The 15393-nt window shown below is 72.1% G+C and carries 15 protein-coding genes; 3 read left to right on the top strand and 12 right to left on the bottom strand.

What is annotated here, in order from left to right:
- Window positions 1-6 precede the first annotated feature (6 nt).
- From K4B79_RS46915 to K4B79_RS46890, 6 genes are all read right to left on the bottom strand, one after another.
- Entirely contained in the window at window positions 7-1722 is a 1716-nt protein-coding gene (locus K4B79_RS46915; RefSeq protein ID WP_232033617.1) for a PP2C family protein-serine/threonine phosphatase, read from the bottom strand.
- Window positions 1719-2762 (bottom strand): ATP-binding SpoIIE family protein phosphatase, encoded by a 1044-nt coding sequence (locus K4B79_RS46910; protein WP_232033616.1) that lies wholly within the window; start codon window positions 2760-2762, stop codon window positions 1719-1721. Before K4B79_RS46910 ends, K4B79_RS46915 begins: the two co-directional genes overlap by 4 nt.
- Window positions 2762-3202, bottom strand: coding sequence for an anti-sigma regulatory factor (locus tag K4B79_RS46905; RefSeq protein WP_232033615.1), 441 nt, complete (start codon window positions 3200-3202; stop codon window positions 2762-2764). The genes K4B79_RS46910 and K4B79_RS46905 overlap by 1 nt, the downstream gene beginning before the upstream one ends.
- Window positions 3202-3621 (bottom strand): STAS domain-containing protein, encoded by a 420-nt coding sequence (locus K4B79_RS46900; RefSeq protein ID WP_232033614.1) that lies wholly within the window; start codon window positions 3619-3621, stop codon window positions 3202-3204. Before K4B79_RS46900 ends, K4B79_RS46905 begins: the two co-directional genes overlap by 1 nt.
- The gene (locus K4B79_RS46895; RefSeq protein WP_232033613.1) at window positions 3618-4517 is read right to left on the bottom strand and encodes an STAS domain-containing protein; all 900 of its coding nucleotides are present in this window, start codon (window positions 4515-4517) and stop codon (window positions 3618-3620) included. Before K4B79_RS46895 ends, K4B79_RS46900 begins: the two co-directional genes overlap by 4 nt.
- Before the next feature lie 106 nt (window positions 4518-4623).
- Entirely contained in the window at window positions 4624-5022 is a 399-nt protein-coding gene (locus K4B79_RS46890) for an STAS domain-containing protein (RefSeq protein ID WP_232033612.1), read from the bottom strand.
- A gap of 330 nt (window positions 5023-5352) precedes the next feature.
- Between K4B79_RS46890 and K4B79_RS46885 the strand changes: the two genes are divergently transcribed.
- Both K4B79_RS46885 and K4B79_RS46880 read left to right on the top strand, forming a co-directional pair.
- Window positions 5353-5724: a PRC-barrel domain containing protein gene (locus tag K4B79_RS46885; protein WP_232033611.1), complete on the top strand. Its 372-nt coding sequence runs from the start codon at window positions 5353-5355 to the stop codon at window positions 5722-5724.
- Window positions 5725-5771: 47 nt separating this feature from the next.
- Complete coding sequence (locus tag K4B79_RS46880; RefSeq protein WP_232033610.1) at window positions 5772-6227, top strand: ATP-binding protein; 456 nt, start codon at window positions 5772-5774, stop codon at window positions 6225-6227.
- Between the two features lie 30 nt (window positions 6228-6257).
- Here the strand turns inward: K4B79_RS46880 and K4B79_RS46875 are convergent, their stop codons facing one another.
- Together K4B79_RS46875 and K4B79_RS46870 are read right to left on the bottom strand one after the other, a co-directional pair.
- Window positions 6258-6692: an ATP-binding protein gene (locus tag K4B79_RS46875; protein WP_232033609.1), complete on the bottom strand. Its 435-nt coding sequence runs from the start codon at window positions 6690-6692 to the stop codon at window positions 6258-6260.
- A 153-nt stretch (window positions 6693-6845) separates the two neighbouring features.
- Window positions 6846-8750 (bottom strand): AMP-dependent synthetase/ligase, encoded by a 1905-nt coding sequence (locus K4B79_RS46870; protein ID WP_232033608.1) that lies wholly within the window; start codon window positions 8748-8750, stop codon window positions 6846-6848.
- A gap of 152 nt (window positions 8751-8902) precedes the next feature.
- On the opposite strand from K4B79_RS46870, the gene K4B79_RS46865 reads away from it, so the two are divergent.
- Window positions 8903-9136, top strand: a complete 234-nt coding sequence (locus K4B79_RS46865; RefSeq protein WP_232033607.1) for a DUF6480 family protein — start codon at window positions 8903-8905, stop codon at window positions 9134-9136.
- Window positions 9137-9157: 21 nt separating this feature from the next.
- Here the strand turns inward: K4B79_RS46865 and K4B79_RS46860 are convergent, their stop codons facing one another.
- The 4 genes from K4B79_RS46860 to treS all read right to left on the bottom strand — a co-directional run.
- Window positions 9158-10246 carry a glutamate--cysteine ligase 2 gene (locus K4B79_RS46860; RefSeq protein WP_232033606.1) on the bottom strand — a complete coding sequence of 363 codons (1089 nt, stop codon included), beginning with the start codon at window positions 10244-10246 and terminating at the stop codon, window positions 9158-9160.
- Window positions 10247-10357: 111 nt separating this feature from the next.
- Window positions 10358-12568 (bottom strand): 1,4-alpha-glucan branching enzyme, encoded by a 2211-nt coding sequence (gene glgB / locus K4B79_RS46855; RefSeq protein ID WP_232033605.1) that lies wholly within the window; start codon window positions 12566-12568, stop codon window positions 10358-10360.
- Window positions 12569-12571: 3 nt separating this feature from the next.
- Window positions 12572-13933, bottom strand: coding sequence for a maltokinase N-terminal cap-like domain-containing protein (locus K4B79_RS46850; protein ID WP_232033604.1), 1362 nt, complete (start codon window positions 13931-13933; stop codon window positions 12572-12574).
- 28 nt (window positions 13934-13961) lie between these two features.
- Window positions 13962-15393, bottom strand: a 1432-nt coding sequence (gene treS / locus K4B79_RS46845) for a maltose alpha-D-glucosyltransferase (RefSeq protein ID WP_232033603.1), incomplete at its 5' end; no start/stop codon positions are given.

Genomic DNA, 15393 nt, shown 5'->3' with positions numbered 1-15393 from the left:
GCGGACTCACGCGGCCAGGTGACACAGCAGCAGGCACACGTCGTCGTCGCGTTCGGAGTCGCTCAGCAGGGGAGTGAGGATCCGGTCCGCCGAGCCCTCCAGATCCCTCTCCAGCTCCGCCGAGCCGAACGAGCCGAGCGCCTCGGCCAGCCGCTCGATCCCCGGGTCTATCCCCTGCGCACGCCGCTCCACCAGGCCGTCCGTGTACAGCGCCAGCGTCGAACCGGGCGCCAGCGGCGCGGTGTGGTCGGCGATCTGCTGCCGCAGCGGGATGCCGAGCATGGCGCCCGGTTTGGCGTCCAGCGTGTGCACCCGGCCGTCCGGGGTGCGCAGCACCGGCGGTGGATGGCCGGCGGCCGCCCAGGTCAGGGTGGGGTCGCCGGGGCGGAACCGGGCGATGACGGCGGTGGCGTACAGATCCGGCTGGAGATGGTGCAGGAAGGTGTGCAGCCGGGTCAGCAGCTGGCCGGGACTGCCGCCGTCGACGGCGTGGGCGCGCAGCGCGGTGCGCAGCTGGCTCATCATCACGGCCGCGTGCAGACCGTGCCCGGTCACGTCGCCGATCACGGTGATCAGGCTGCCGTCGGGCTGCCGGAAGGCGTCGTACCAGTCACCGCCGATGTTCAGGCCGTGGGTGGCCGGCAGATACCGGGCGGCCAGGCTGAGGCCCGGCGTGGTGGGCAGCTCCGTGAGCAGGGCGCGCTGGAGCGTCTCGGCGATGTCCCGGTTGTGCTCGAAGCGGCGGGCGTTGTCCATGGCGATGCTGGCCCGCCGGGTGAGCTCGATCAGCATCACGGCGTCGTCCGGGTCCCAGCGGTCGCCGGGCGGCGACAGGGTGAGGACGCCCAGCGGGGCCCGGCGGGTCGGCAGCGGGACGCACAGCAGGGGGCGGCCGGGGTCCAGGGCCGAGGGCGGCTGGTCGTCGACGCCGGGCAGGCCGCCGGGATGGTCGGCGGCGTACTGCGGTCGCCCGGTGCGGGCGGCGAGCACGGCGGCGGCCGGGTGCGGAGCGGGCGGCCGCCGGTCCCCGTCGCTGTCGAACAGCCAGATGTCCACGCTGCGGGCGTACTCGGGCACCAGCAGCTCGGGCAGCCGGCGCACGATCTCGTCGTGGTTCAGCGACGCCGTCAGCACCGCGCTGGCGTCCGCCAGGAACAGCAGCCGCCGACGGGCGCTCTCCGCCTCGGTGCGCGCCCTGCGTTCGGCGGCGAAGGCCTCGCGCTGGGCCCGCCCGGCGGCGTCCAGCTCGGCGTGCAGGGCCAGCACGCCCTGGTTGGTCTGATGCAGCTCCTCCCGGTGGAAGGCGACCAGCTCCTCCTGCTGGGTGAGTCTCTCCAGTACCAGCGCGGTGTCCTCGTCGGCACCCAGCAGCGCCTCGGCCAGCACCGCCGGGTCGTCCGCCACCGTGGCCGCGCCCGCCGGGTCCGCCGCCTCGGGGCAGCGCACCGTGGTCCGCCACGGCGGCTGCGCGGCGGCACCGGAGCCGGGCACCGGGCTCACCACGAGGTGCAGCAGCCCCTCCTCGGCGGGCGCGGCCGTGGCGTCCAGCGTCAGCTGCCAGGCGCCGCCCTTGGTGAGGCACTGCCGCAGCTGTGCGCTGAGCGCGGTGGTCAGCCGGGTGCGCTCCAGGGCGGGCACCCCGTAGGCGGCGGCCAGCCGGGCGGTCGCGATACGGGCCCGGGCCGCGTCCACGACACCGGTGATCTGCCAACTGCGCGTCATGGACCCTCCGGCGGAGTCGGAGCCAGCACCACCACGGCCGTGTCGTCCCGCACCGGCCGGGCGGGGCTGCTCGCGTCGCGCACGGTCACGGCGGCCACGACGGCCGGGTCCACCGCCGACAGCCGCGGGTCGGTCGGCGGCGTCCAGCGACTGGGCAGGCCGTCGCTGTGCAGGATCAGCATCCGGTCGGCCGCCCACGGCAGACGGTCCTCCCGCAGGGTCGCGCGCCGGTGGACGCCCACGATGCCGGGCCGCGACAGCAGCGAACGCCAGCCGTCGCCCTCCCGCAGCCGCGCACCGATGTTGCCGAGGCCGGCGAACCGCAGCAGACCGGCTCGGGTGTCGACCTGGGCCACCGCGACGGCCGCGCCCCGGGTGTCCCGCAGCGCCGTGTCCAGGTGCACCAGCGCCTCGGAGGGCGGCAGGTGCGCCGCACGGTGCAGGGCCTGCGCCGCCGCCGTCGACGCACGGGCGGCCTCCGGACCGTGTCCCAGCCCGTCGGCCAGCATCAGCGTCACCCGGTCTCCCGCCCGGGCACACGCCCAGGCGTCCCCCGACTGCTCCGCGCCCGCGAAGGGCACGTTGATCCCGCCGGCCCGCACCGCGCCGGGCGGCGTCGGGCCCTTGAGCCCGGCACCGACCCGGGCCACCGCGACCGTGCCCCGCCCGGCCGTGCTGTGCACGTCGAAGTCGTCGCTTATCCGGCGGCAGGTGCCGAGCCCGGCCCCGAGGGACCGGGTCGTCGAGAACCCGTCGCGCAGGGCGGCGGCGACATCGGGCATGCCCGGCCCGTGGTCGATCGCGGCGATCTGCACCACCGTGACGTCGGTCCCCGGGACCGGCGCGGGCACGACCTCCATGAGGACGTGGCCGCCCCCGGCGTGCTTGAGCAGGTTGGTGGCCAGTTCGGTCGCCACCAGCGCGGCCGCCGCCTTGCGCGGCTCGGCGAGCCCGGCCAGATCGGCCGCGTGCTCGGCGGCCACCCGGGCGTCGCGCACCCGGGTGGAGTCGTGGACCGGTACCTCCCACACCCGTGGCATCAGTGCCCCTCGCGTGACCGCGGTGCCCTGCTCGCCCAGGAGACCACCGTGACCGTGGTGCCGACGCCGGGGGTGCTGTCGACGGTGAAGGAGTGCACCAGCCGCCGCGCGCCGCCCAGGCCCATGCCCAGACCGTCGCCGGAGGTGTAGCCGTCGGTCAGGGCCCGCTCCAGGTCCGGGATGCCCGGCCCCTCGTCGGAGAAGGTCAGCCGCAGCCCCCGTACCGGCCCGTCGGACACGGGCGCCGTCTCCATCTGCCCGCCCCCGCCGTGCACCAGCGTGTTGCGGGCCAGCTCGCTGGCCGCGGTGACCAGCTTGGTCTGCTCCACCAGCCCGAAGCCGAGCCGGCCGGCCGCCTGGCGCACGTGCTGGCGCACCCACACCAGGTCCATGTCCGAACGGATCGGCAAGCAGGCCTCGACGCCCGCCGCTGTCCGCATCACCGGCGCTCCCGGCCCGAGCCGCCGGCACGCGTGACCGGCTGCTGTCCCGACAACAGCTCCAGGGCCGCCTCCGTGGTGAGCGCGGTCCGCAGCCCGGGAAGCGTCAGGCCCAGCTCCACCAGCGTGATCGCCACCGCGGGCCGCATACCGGCCACCACGGTCCGCGCGGCCAGCAGCGAGGCGTTGGCCGCGATCTCGGCCAGCACCCGGCCCAGGAAGGAGTCGACGATCTCGACACCGGAGATGTCGATGACCACACCGGTCACCCCGCTGTCGACGATGGCCTCGCCGATGTCCTGCTGAAGCTGCTGTGCCGTGCTGTCGTCGAGATCCCCCTGAAGGGTGACCAGGAGGACGTCGCCGAGCCGGAGGACCGGCACATGGCCCGTCATCTGACGGGAGAAGTCGTGGCTCACCGTCGACCCGCACCGCCGGGCGTCGCGTTGACGATGTCGGCCCCCAGCTCGTGCAGCGCGTACGCCAGCGCGTCGGCCAGGCTCGCCCGGGTGATCACCGTGCCGAGGTCCAGGCCCAGGTGGACGATGGTCTGCGCGATGGCGGGCCGGATGCCGGAGACGACGCACTCCGCGCCCATCAGCCGGGCGGCCGCGACCGTCTTCATCAGATGCTGCGCCACCAGGGAGTCCACGGTCGGCACACCGGTGATGTCGAGGATCGCGAACCGGGCGTGCTGGTCGACCACCGCCTCCAGCAGGGTCTCCATCACGACCTGGCTGCGCGCGCTGTCGAGCGTCCCGATCAGCGGGACGGCCACGATGCCGTCCCACAGCTTGATCACCGGGGTAGCCACCTCCAGCAGCTGCAACCGCTGCCGCTCGATGAGGGCCTGACCCTCGCTCAGCGCCGTCTCCAGGACGACCAGCCGCAGGGTGCCCATCAGCACGGTGAGCGCCGTCGTGCAGCCCCGGACCAGGTCGCTCGGGGCGTCGGGCAGGTCGGAGACCAGCAGGTTCTCGACGGGCGGACGCAGCGCGTCCACGTCGTTGGAGACCTGGGCGGTGGTGAAGCCGGCCCGGGAGCGGGCCGCGCCCATCCGGGACAACTGCTCGCGGACCAGGGTGAATCCGGCGGCATCGGGATCGTGCACCTGGTCCGTGTCGGCGACCTGCGCCAACGCGTCGACGACGATCTTGCCCGCCTCCACCGCCTCGTCCCGGGAGACGGTGAACACCGTTCGGAAGAGGGGTTCGTCGGCCCATCGCTGGGCGATCTGCTCACCGCGGCGGCGCAGGAACTCCCCGACCTCCCGTGCCGGCGATCCGTGTTCCCCCAGCGCTTCGTGCTCCGGCACCTGTCGCACTCCTTCTCCGCCTTGGTGTCCCGTCGCGCCGGGCCCGTCGGCGGTACCGGGACAGCGCTGTGACCTTGCCGGACGACCACTTTAACTGCCGTCCGGATCAGGTCTGTTGTCCGTCCTGCTCGACCTGCCCGGCCCCGGCGTCCGCGCGTTCGAGTGCCTCGTCGAAGCTTTCGGAGACCGGCACGGTGATGCTGACGCCCGTGAGATCGAGGATCCTGCGGACGGCCGGGGCGGGCGAGATGATGTGCACGCTGCCCGGTATCTCCCGGGCCTCCTGGTACACCCGCAGGATGATGTTCATGCCGGACGAGTCCATGAACGGCACGGCCGAGAGATCCAGCAGGAAGTGGCGCCGGCCGTGGTGGAGCTGGTTGGCCAGGTGGTGCTGGAACTCGGTCGCGGTGTCGACGTCCAGATAGCCTTCGACCCTGATCAGGGCCACGTCCTCACGAGGAAGAGTGACCTCGACGGACAACGGGTTCTGGGCAAGGGGCACGAGTACCTCCTACGAGTGCTGACGGCCAGGGCTGGTTACCCCCGGCCGCGGCTTCGATGCGCGTCCGCTTCCTTCCCGCGGCGTGATCAACCTCTCCCTGTCGGTTGTCGGTTCACCGTTTTCACCGCGCACCCGCGCATACCCCTGAAACCGTCCCGCATGCCCGGGAGGCGGTGACACCGCGCAGGCGGAGGGAGTACTACCGCTTTCGGGGCCCGGCTTGCCGAATGCGCGTGCGGGAGACGGGTATTTGCTGCTGTGGAGGCCGATGGGCGAATACGTCCGCCCGGCGGCCCGGGACCGGTGAACCGCTCGGAAGGAAGGGGCAGCGTGGCCGTGGACAGAATCTGGTCGTACGCGCCGGACAGCGGGTACGTCGAAGGGCAGGACCTGACGGGCTTCACCGTCGCCGCCGACGACGGCACCCTGGGGCGGGTGGACCGGCAGGCGCAGCCCGCAGGCATGCGGCACCTGGTCGTCGACACCGGTGTGTGGCTGTTCGGCAGGAGCGTCCTGGTCCCCGTGGGGGTCGTCACCGCGATCGACACACGGGGCCGCAGGATCACGCTGTCCTGCAGCGGGGGAGAGGTGAAGGCGGCGCCCCGTTTCCGGACCGACAGCGAGACCAGGGACCCGGCGTACCTGGCGGCCGTCGGCGACTACTACCATCGGCTCCCACCGCGCAGGAGGACCGCGGTCTGACGGCCGGGGCCCCGCCGCCGGCCGGAGGGATCACAGGGACGACAGCCATGGACGCGACCGACGCGGCAGGACCCGCGCTCTTCGACCACACCCGTGCCGGGACGCCCCCGGTGACCAGCCCGGCGACCGCGCGCGCCCACACGCAGCGCGTGGTGTGCGAGGGGTGGGAGTCCCCCTCCCGCAGGGCGCGCCGGGAGGACGTCATCGACCTGCTGCTGGTCGTCTCGGAGCTGGTCACCAACGCCATCCGGCACGGCGGCGGACTGGCCGGGTTCGAGGTGACACCCACCGAGGACGGGGTGCGGCTGACCGTGCACGACCACAGCGACGTCATCCCCGACGTGGTCCTCGGGCCCGGTGCCTTTCCCCGCGGGCACCGGGGCAGCGGCTACGGCTGGCCCCTGATCATCCGGCTGGCCCGCGAGATCTGCGTCGACCGGCGGCGCACGGGCGGCAAGACGATCAGCGTCCTGGTGCCGCTGCGGCCGAGTCCCGCCGTCTAGGTCCGGCGCGGTCCGGGCCCGCCGGGCGGGTCACCAGGGCAGGAACACGTGGACGTCCTTGCCGTGCTCGTCGGTGACCACGCTGACCTGGTCGCACAGGGCGTGGACCAGATGCCAGCCGATACCGCCCCCGCCGCTGCGCGGATCGAAGGGGCGCGGTGCGGGCGGTGTGGTGCTGGTGTCGTGCACCGTCACGTGCACACCGTCGAAGGTCCGGCGCATCCGCACCGCGAACGGACCGGGGGCGTACTGGATCGCGTTCGCCGCCAGTTCCGTGACGACCAGGAGGATGTCGTCCCAGTACTCGGGGGCCGCCGGCGGAGCGGCCCGTGCGAGGTCACGGAGGAATTCCTCCGCGGCGAGGCGCGCACCCGTCACGTTCTGCGGCTCGCCCGCAAAACTGGTGCAGCGGCTCGGGATCGCCTCGGAAGTCAGTGTCTTGTCCCAACGCGGCTCGGTTGCCATGTCGCCTTTCCGGCCCGGCGTCAGCAGGGCTGTCGTACTTGCTCCGCTCTTCCTGCTCTTGTTTCCTCATGCGTCGCACTGTTGCGTGTTCCCGTGGGCGCGGAGCCTACGCGCGCTCCGTGTGCCGGGTGCGTGGAGGTGTTCGCGGCGTTCTCAGCGGAACACGTTGTCCGCGTCGTCCCAGCTCGCGAGGTCGTCCGGCAGACGCTGCCGGGAGGGACGCGAGCGCGCCTGGTACATCGCGTCGATCTCGAAGGCGTACGTCTGCGCGATGCGGTCCCGGCGCAGCTTCATCGACGGCGTCAGCAACCCGCTGGCCAGGTCGAACTGCCCGGGGAGCACCCGGAAGACCCGGATGGACTCGGTGCGCGAGACCGCGCTGTTGGCCGCCGCCACCGCGCGGGCGATCTCCTCCCGCAGCGCGTTCTCCTCCCGGGCCTCCCGGCTCGGCGTGTCGCTCTGCACCGACAGGCCCGCCCGCCAGTGCGCGAGGAACTCGGGGTCGAGGGTGATCAGCGCCCCGACACAGGGCCGGTTGTCGCCCACGATGACCGCCTGGTGGACGAGCGGATGCATCCGCAGACGGTGTTCCAGCACGGAAGGGGCGACGCTCTTGCCGCTGCTGGTGATGATGACCTCCTTCTTGCGGCCGGTGATCGTCAGATAGCCCTCCGGGTCCAGCCGCCCCAGATCCCCGGTGGCCAGCCAGCCGGCGGGCATCGCGGTCCGGGTGGCGGCGGCGTCGCCCACGTACCCCTGGAACACCGACGGGCCGCGCACCAGGATCTCCCCGTCGTCGGCCACCCGGATGTCCGTGCCCGGCAGCGCCTTCCCGACGGTCCCGGACCGCTCCCGGCCCAGTGGCTGCATGGTGATCGCGCCACAGGTCTCGGTCAGCCCGTACCCGTCGTGGACGTAGATGCCGATGCCCTCGTAGAAGTGCGCGAGCTCCCGGTTCAGCGGTGAACCGCCGGAGGTGGCGCGGCGGGCTCTGCCGCCGAGGGCGCCGCGCAGCTTGCGGTACACGGTCCGCTCGTACAGGGCGTGCTGGAGCCTCAGGTCGAAGCCCGGGCCGGGGCCCTCGCCCAGCCGCTGCCGTTCGCTCGCGGCGGCGAAGTCCCGCGCGGTCTCGGCGGCCCGTTCGAACAGTGCCCCGCGGCCGTTCTGCTGGGCCGTGCGCAGAAAGGTCTTGTAGATCTTCTCGAAGATCGACGGGACGCCGTAGAAGTAGGTGGGTCGGAACGAGCGCAGCGCCGCGGACAGGGACTCCCCGCCCAGGTCGGGCTCGTGGCCCATGAGCAGCCCGCCGCGCAGGCACACCCCCTGGATCATGAGACCGTACACATGGGAGAACGGCAGGAAGGCCAGGACGGACCCCTGTTCTCCGGGCGGTGCCGCGGTCTGGCCCCAGCCCGCCAGCAGGGTGTCGCAGGGGCTCGCCAGGCCGCGGTGGCTCAGCGCGCAGCCCAGCGGGTGCCCGGTCGTACCGGAGGTGTAGGCGATGACCGCGGTGGAGTCCGGCAGCACGATCCGGCGCAGCGAGTCGACCGTGGCCAGCGGGATGAACTCGCCCCGCGCCACCAGCTCGTCCAGCGCGCCCGCGTCCAGCTGCCAGACATGCCGCAGCCGGGGCAGGGACGCGCACACCGAGCCGACCGTCATCACCGCCTGCTCGTCCTCGACCACGACGGCCACACAGCCGGAGTCCCTGAGGAACCACTCGACCTGGTCGCGCGAGGCGGTGGGATGGATCGGCACGACCTCGGCACCCACCGCCCACAGGGCATAGCCGAGCACCGTCCACTCGTAGCGGGTGCGGGCCATGACGGCCACACGGTGTCCGGGCTTGATCCCGGACGCGATCAGGCCCTTGGCCAGGTCCACCACCTCGTCCCGCAGCTCGACGGCGGTCACCTCCTCCCAGACGGACGGGGAGGTCTCCCGCCGGCGGGCGAGCACCGGCAGGGTGGGACTGCGGTCCGCCGTCTCGAAGATGCTGTCGGCCAGCCCACCGGTCAGGGGAGCGGTGGACGGGGGAGCGAGTGCGACGTCGCGCATGCGCTGCTCCTGACATGTACGGGGTGTGACTCCACGGGCGAGTACGGTCATCTTCGGTGCCCGAATCTAGCCCAGGCGATCGTTCGGGGTGCCGTGATTGCAGAACTGGTCGCCTGCCGGTGATCTCGGCGCGATCGGGGGACTCGGTCGACATGAGCCATCCGAACCCTGATCCCGATCCCGAGCGCACCACCGGTCTGGAACCGGGCGGCGGCGTACCGCCGGGCGAGACCCCGCCGGCCGAGAGCAGCCTGTCCGAGGCGGGCCCCAGGGAGACGCACAACCCGACCAAGGGCTGGGCCAAGGCACCGCTGACCCTCATCCTCGGCCTGGCCATCCTGATCGCGGCGTTCTTCCTGGTCTACGCCATCGTGCTCATGCTGTGAGCACGGCCCGGCACCCGGAGGTCAGGACTGCGTGTGCCGCACGCACTCCGTGACCACGTCCCTGAGACTCCCCGTGCGCTCCATCAGCTCGCGCTGCACCCGGGCACCACCGCCGCCGTGCAGCAGCGCGGCGCAGGTCCCGCGCGCCCGTTCCAGGTCGCCGCTGTCGGCGAGCGCGTCCTCGACATGACACAGCAGGGCCCGCACCACCGTCTCCGCGGGCATCCGCCGCATGGTCACCGGATGCAGCAGCTCCTCGGACAGCCCCGACCGGGCGGCCCGCCAGGACGCCAGCCGCAGCAGGCTCACACTGTGCCCCACCGGTTCCACGCCCGCCCGCCACTCGCGCGCGGCGGTCTCGACGAGACCGCGGGCGAGCGTGGCGATCAGCACGGCGGTGTCGGCGTGCAGACAGACGTCCGACACCCGGATCTCCACCGTCGGATACCGCCGCGACAGCCGGGCGTCGAAGTAGATCATCCCCTCGTCGAGGATCACACCGGTCGCCACCATGTCCGCGACCCTGCGGTGATAGCGCTCGGCCGACCGGAACGGCTCGGTCGGACCGGCCGACGGCCACCGCTGCCAGACCCGGCTGCGATAGCTGCTGTAGAGGGTGTCCTTCCCCTGCCAGAAGGGGGAGTTGGCGCTGAGCGCCGACAGCACCGACAGCCACGGCTGGATCCGGTCGACGACGGCGACGGCCTCCTCGTCGGACGCGACGGAGACATGGACGTGACAGCCGAGGACCAGCTGCTCCTGGGTGGCGATCCCGTACTGCTCCGCCATCCAGTGGTAGCGCCGGCCCGCGGCCACCGAGGGGCTCACGGGCAGCGGCGAGGTGGCCAGCGCGGCGACGGCACAGCCGCTCTGCTCGGCGTGCCGGGCGGCCTCCTTGCGGCAGCGGACGATCTCCGCCCGCAGTTCCTCCATGCCCGACTGCGGATGCGTCGCGAACTCGAGCATCTGGTTGTGCAGTTCCTTCTCGAAGACGTCCTGGTCGGCGTCGTCCTGCGCGGCCCGCGCGAGGACGGCCGCGGACAGCGCCTGTGGTTCCCCGGTCTCCGGGTCGACGAGGAGGAGCTCCTCCTCCACTCCGACGGTGCGCACGTGATGCAGCCTTTCTGTGGCCCCTGGGCGGCGACGACGTGGAATGCTCGGTCGTGTAGACCCCGAATGCCCCTGTCAGGGCATTCGAACACCTGTCACCGCCGGAGTGCCTCAGCCGGGCTGCGGTACCAGCCACACCGTCGCGAGGGGCGGCAGCGTGAGCCGGAGGGCCCCGTCCTCCGGCTTGGCGAGGCCGGGATCGGTCAGGTCGCTGCCGCCGTAGGCGGCGGCGTCGGTGTTGAGGATCTCCCGCCAGGCGGGGATGTCGTCGGGGACGCCGATGCGGTAGTCGTGGCGGACGACGGGGGAGAAGTTGGAGACGGCGAGGAGGGGGGTGCCTTCGGCGTCGTAGCGGAGGAAGGCGAAGACGTTGTCCTCGGCGGCGTCGCCGACGACCCATCGGAAGCCGGCGGGGTCGGTGTCGCGCTCCCAGAGGGCGGGGCATCCCCGGTAGACGGTGTTGAGATCGCGGACCAGGTCCCGCACTCCCCGGTGGTCGGGCTCCGCCGCGTAGGCCGGGTCCAGGAGCCACCAGTCGGGACCGTGGGCCTCGGACCACTCGGCTCCCTGGGCGAACTCCTGGCCCATGAAGAGGAGCTGCTTGCCGGGGTGGGCCCACATGAAGCCCAGATAGGCGCGGTGGTTGGCGCGCTGCTGCCACCAGTCGCCGGGCATCTTCGACACCAGGGCCTGCTTGCCGTGCACGACCTCGTCGTGGGAGATCGGCAGGACGTAGTTCTCGCTGTAGGCGTAGACCATCGAGAAGGTCATCTCGTGGTGGTGGTACTTGCGGTGGACGGGCTCGTGGCCGATGTAGCCGAGCGAGTCGTGCATCCAGCCCATGTTCCACTTCAGACCGAAACCCAGACCGCCGCTGTCCGTGGGCCGGGTCACCCCGTCCCAGGCCGTCGACTCCTCCGCGATCGTCACCACGCCCGGAGCCCGCCGGTAGACGGTGGCGTTCATCTCCTGGAGGAAGGCCACCGCGTCCAGATCCTCGCGGCCACCGAACACATTGGGCGTCCACTGCCCCGAGTCACGCGAGTAGTCCAGGTAGAGCATCGAGGCGACCGCGTCCACCCGCAGCCCGTCGACGTGGAACTCCTCGCACCAGTACACCGCGTTGGCGACCAGGAAGTTGCGCACCTCGACGCGCCCGAAGTCGAACTCGAACGTCCCCCAGTCCGGATGCTCCGCGCGCCGGTCGTCCCCGGGCTCGTACAGCGGGTCCCCGTCGAAGCGGGCCAGCGCCCAGTCGTCCTTGGGGAAGTGCGCCGGCACCCAGTCCATGATCACGCCGATCCCGGCCCGGTGCAGCACGTCCACCAGATACCTGAAGTCGTCCGGGGACCCCAGCCGCGAGGTCGGCGCGTAGAACCCGGTCACCTGGTAGCCCCAGGAGCCGCCGAAGGGATGCTCGGCGACCGGCATCAGCTCGACGTGCGTGAAACCGAGGTCCTTGACGTACGCCGGGAGCACCTCGGCGAGTTGACGGTACGTCAGTCCCGCTCGCCAGGACGGCAGATGCACCTCGTACACCGAGAACGGCGCCCGGTGCACGGGCACTTCCCCGCGCCGGGCCATCCACTCCTCGTCCCCCCAGGCGTACGCCGAGGAGGTCACGATCGACGCCGTCGCGGGCGGAACCTCGGTGCCGCGGGCCATCGGGTCGGCCTTGAGGAACCGGGAGCCGTACCTGGAGGTGATCTCGAACTTGTAGCGGGCGCCCTCCGCGATGCCCGGCAGGAACAGCTCCCAGACACCGGAGGACCCCAGGGACCGCATCGGGAAGGCCTGCCCGTCCCAGAAGGTGAAGTCCCCGGCGACCCGCACCCCTTGGGCGTTCGGCGCCCACACCGTGAACCGGGTGCCGGCCACGCCCTGGTGCACCATCGGCTCGGCGCCGAGCGCCCGCCACAGCTGCTCGTGCCGCCCCTCCTGGATCAGATGCAGGTCGGTCTCGCCGAGGGCGGGCAGGAACCGGTAGGGATCGTGCACCTCCTGCTCCCCGTCCGCGTACGCCACCAGCAGGGTGTACGCGGGGATCGCGTCGAGCGGCAGGACACCGGAGAAGAGGCCGTCACCCTCCGACGCGAGCGGTGTGCGCACGCCGTCGACCACGACGTCCACCGCGCGGGCGAACGGGCGCAGGGCCCGGAAGACGATCCCGCCCGGGGCCGGGTGGGCGCCGAGCAGCGCGTGCGGGTCGTGATGCGCGCCCGACAGCAGTCGCCCACGGTCGGCGGGGTCCAGTGCCGGGGCCGCGCCGGGGCGGGCCGGTCCGGACGGCTCGGGCAGGGAGGTGTCGTCACGCAGGGCCACGGGTCAGTCTCCTCTCACGGCGAGACGCTCGATCGCCGCCATGGGAACGGGGAGCCAGTCCGGTCGGTGCCTGGCCTCGTACAGCACTTCGTACACCGCTCGATCCGTCTCGTAGGCGCGGAGCAGGCCGTGCTTCTTGCGCGGGTCCCAGCCGGCGCGGGACGCGTAGCCCGCGCAGAAGGCCTCCCGGCAGCGGCGCGCCCACTCCGGACGCCAGGGCCGGCGCTGCCGGGCCGCGTAGTCGAAGGACCGCAGCATGCCGGCGATGTCCCGCACCGGGGACTGGGCGGTGCGCCGTTCGGACAGCGGTCTCGACGGCTCGCCCTCGAAGTCGATGACGAACCACTCCCGCCCGGCCCGCAGCACCTGCCCCAGGTGGAGATCACCGTGGACGCGCTGGGCGGGCGGCCCCGGATCGCAGGCGACGAGGGCACCGAAGGCCCCCAGCAGGCCCGGCACGAACGGTTTGAGGGCCGGTACGCAGCGCGCCGCGGAGTCCAGCCGCTCGGCCATCGCCGCCGCCGTACGGGCGCTCTCGTCGTGCGGGCCCGTGGGGAACGCGGAGGCCAGCGCGAGGTGCACGTCCGCGGTGGCCCGCCCCAGCTGGAGGGCCTGCGCGGTGAAGTCGTCCCCGGTCGCCAGCGCGCGCAGCGCCAGCGCCCAGCCGTCGGAGGCGTCCCGCAGATACGGCTGGAGCACGCCCAGCGTCGCCTCCTGCGGACACGTCGTCCGGAACCAGGCCACCGGCGCGGGCACCCGGCGGCAGCCCTGCCCGGCCAGCGCGCCGGGCACCTCCAGGTCGGGGTTGACCCCGGGCTGGACGCGCCGGAACAGCTTCAGGATGTACTCGTCGCCGTACACCAGCGAGGAGTTGGACTGCTCGGCGTCCAGCAGCCGGGGCGGCAGCCCGGCCGGCAGGACCGTGGACGGGTCGCGTTCGAACCGCAGGGGGCCGGCCGACCCCGGATGCCGCAGCCGCTCCAGGAGCAGCTGCGCCGACCGGGGGTCGTGCAGGGCGTCGTAGACCGTCATTCCCGCGAACGGCCCCTGCTCCGCACGGCCGATGAGGGCCCGGCCGAGCCGCGGCGACAGGTGCTGGCGTACGCCCAGGAGCAGCTGGTAGCAGTCGCCGGCCGGGGTGCCGCCACCGGGGGAGGGCACCGGTGCGTGGCCGGTCTGCACCAGCAGGTGGAGACAGCCCGGGAACAGCTCGGTCATCGACAGCAGACCGAGCTCGGTGACGGGCCGGTCCTTGCCCGCGAACCAGCGCTGCCTGGGCAGCCACTCGCGCAGCAGACCGCCGAACGAAGCCATCGGATCGTCGACGACCGTCCGTCCGGGGCGGAGGAATGCGGTCTTCGGCATGGTGACGCGTCCTTTCGTCGGCACACGCTCAAAGTCGTCGACCGATGCGGGATGCCACTCGGGAGAGCCGGAACCAGTAGAAGCCGTGCCCGCCGAGGGTCAGCAGGTACGGCAGTTCCCCGATGGCCGGGAAGCGGACCCCGCCGAACAGTTCGACCGGGTGCCGCCCCGCGAACTCGCGCAGATCGAGCTCCGTCGGCTGCGCGAACCGGGCGAAGTTGTTCACGCACAGCACCACGTCGTCCCCGCCGTCCTCTGTCGAGGGGGCTTCGCGCAGGAAAGCCAGCACAGCAGGGTTCGACGACTGCAGTTCCGTGTAGGAGCCGAGGCCGAAGGCCGGGTTCTGCTTGCGGATCTCGATCATGCGCCGGGTCCAGTGCAGCAGCGAGGACGGGGACGCCATCGACGCTTCGACATTGGTGACCTGATGGCCGTAGACCGGGTCCATGATGGTCGGCAGCACCAGGCGGCCGGGGTCGGCCGTGGAGAATCCGGCGTTGCGGTCGGGGGTCCACTGCATGGGGGTGCGGACGGCGTCGCGGTCGCCGAGCCAGATGTTGTCGCCCATGCCGATCTCGTCGCCGTAGTAGAGGATCGGCGAGCCGGGGAGGGACAGCAGCAGGGCCGTGAACAATTCGATGGTGTCGCGGTCGTTGTCGAGCAGGGGCGCCAGGCGGCGGCGGATGCCGATGTTGGCGCGCATACGCGGGTCTTTCGCGTATTCGGCCCACATGTAGTCGCGTTCCTCGTCGGTGACCATTTCGAGGGTGAGCTCGTCGTGGTTGCGCAGGAAGATGCCCCACTGGCAGTTCGAGGGGATGGCGGGGGTCTTGGCGAGGATTTCCGAGACCGGGTAGCGGGACTCCCTGCGGACGGCCATGAAGATGCGCGGCATGACGGGGAAGTGGAAGGCCATATGGCATTCGTCGCCGCCCTTGGCGTAGTCGCCGAAGTAGTCGACCACGTCCTCGGGCCACTGGTTGGCCTCCGCCAGCAGCACGGTGTCCGGATACATCGCGTCGATCTCACGGCGGACGCGCCTGAGGAACTCGTGGGTGGCGGGCAGGTTCTCGCAGTTGGTGTCCTCTTCCGCGTACAGATAGGGCACGGCGTCGAGCCGGAAGCCGTCGATGCCGAGATCCAGCCAGAACCGCAGGGCGGCCAGGATCTCCTCCTGGACGGCCGGGTTCTCGTAGTTGAGGTCCGGCTGGTGGGAGAAGAAGCGGTGCCAGTAGTACTGCTTGCGGATCGGGTCGAAGGTCCAGTTGGAGACTTCGGTGTCGACGAAGATGATCCGGGCGTCCTGGTACTGCTTGTCGTCGTCGGCCCACATGTAGTAGTCGCCGTAGGGGCCGTCGGGGTTGTTGCGGGACTCCTGGAACCACGGGTGCTGGTCGCTGGTGTGGTTCATGACGAAGTCGATGATGACGCGCATGCCGCGTTGGTGGGCGGCGTCGACG

Source organism: Streptomyces lincolnensis, from assembly GCF_021173675.1.
GTDB lineage: Bacteria > Actinomycetota > Actinomycetes > Streptomycetales > Streptomycetaceae > Streptomyces > Streptomyces lincolnensis_B.
This window is presented reverse-complemented; position numbering and strand designations above follow the sequence as displayed.

What these genes read in the sequence shown, in the direction of transcription:
- K4B79_RS46915 (WP_232033617.1), bottom strand. Translation starts at nt 1,722, where the DNA reads ATGACGCGCAGTTGGCAGATCACCGGTGTCGTGGACGCGGCCCGGGCC.
- K4B79_RS46910 (WP_232033616.1), bottom strand. Translation starts at nt 2,762, where the DNA reads ATGCCACGGGTGTGGGAGGTACCGGTCCACGACTCCACCCGGGTGCGC.
- K4B79_RS46905 (WP_232033615.1), bottom strand. Translation starts at nt 3,202, where the DNA reads ATGCGGACAGCGGCGGGCGTCGAGGCCTGCTTGCCGATCCGTTCGGAC.
- K4B79_RS46880 (WP_232033610.1), top strand. Translation starts at nt 5,772, where the DNA reads ATGGACGCGACCGACGCGGCAGGACCCGCGCTCTTCGACCACACCCGT.
- K4B79_RS46875 (WP_232033609.1), bottom strand. Translation starts at nt 6,692, where the DNA reads ATGGCAACCGAGCCGCGTTGGGACAAGACACTGACTTCCGAGGCGATC.
- K4B79_RS46870 (WP_232033608.1), bottom strand. Translation starts at nt 8,750, where the DNA reads ATGCGCGACGTCGCACTCGCTCCCCCGTCCACCGCTCCCCTGACCGGT.
- K4B79_RS46865 (WP_232033607.1), top strand. Translation starts at nt 8,903, where the DNA reads ATGAGCCATCCGAACCCTGATCCCGATCCCGAGCGCACCACCGGTCTG.
- K4B79_RS46850 (WP_232033604.1), bottom strand. Translation starts at nt 13,933, where the DNA reads ATGCCGAAGACCGCATTCCTCCGCCCCGGACGGACGGTCGTCGACGAT.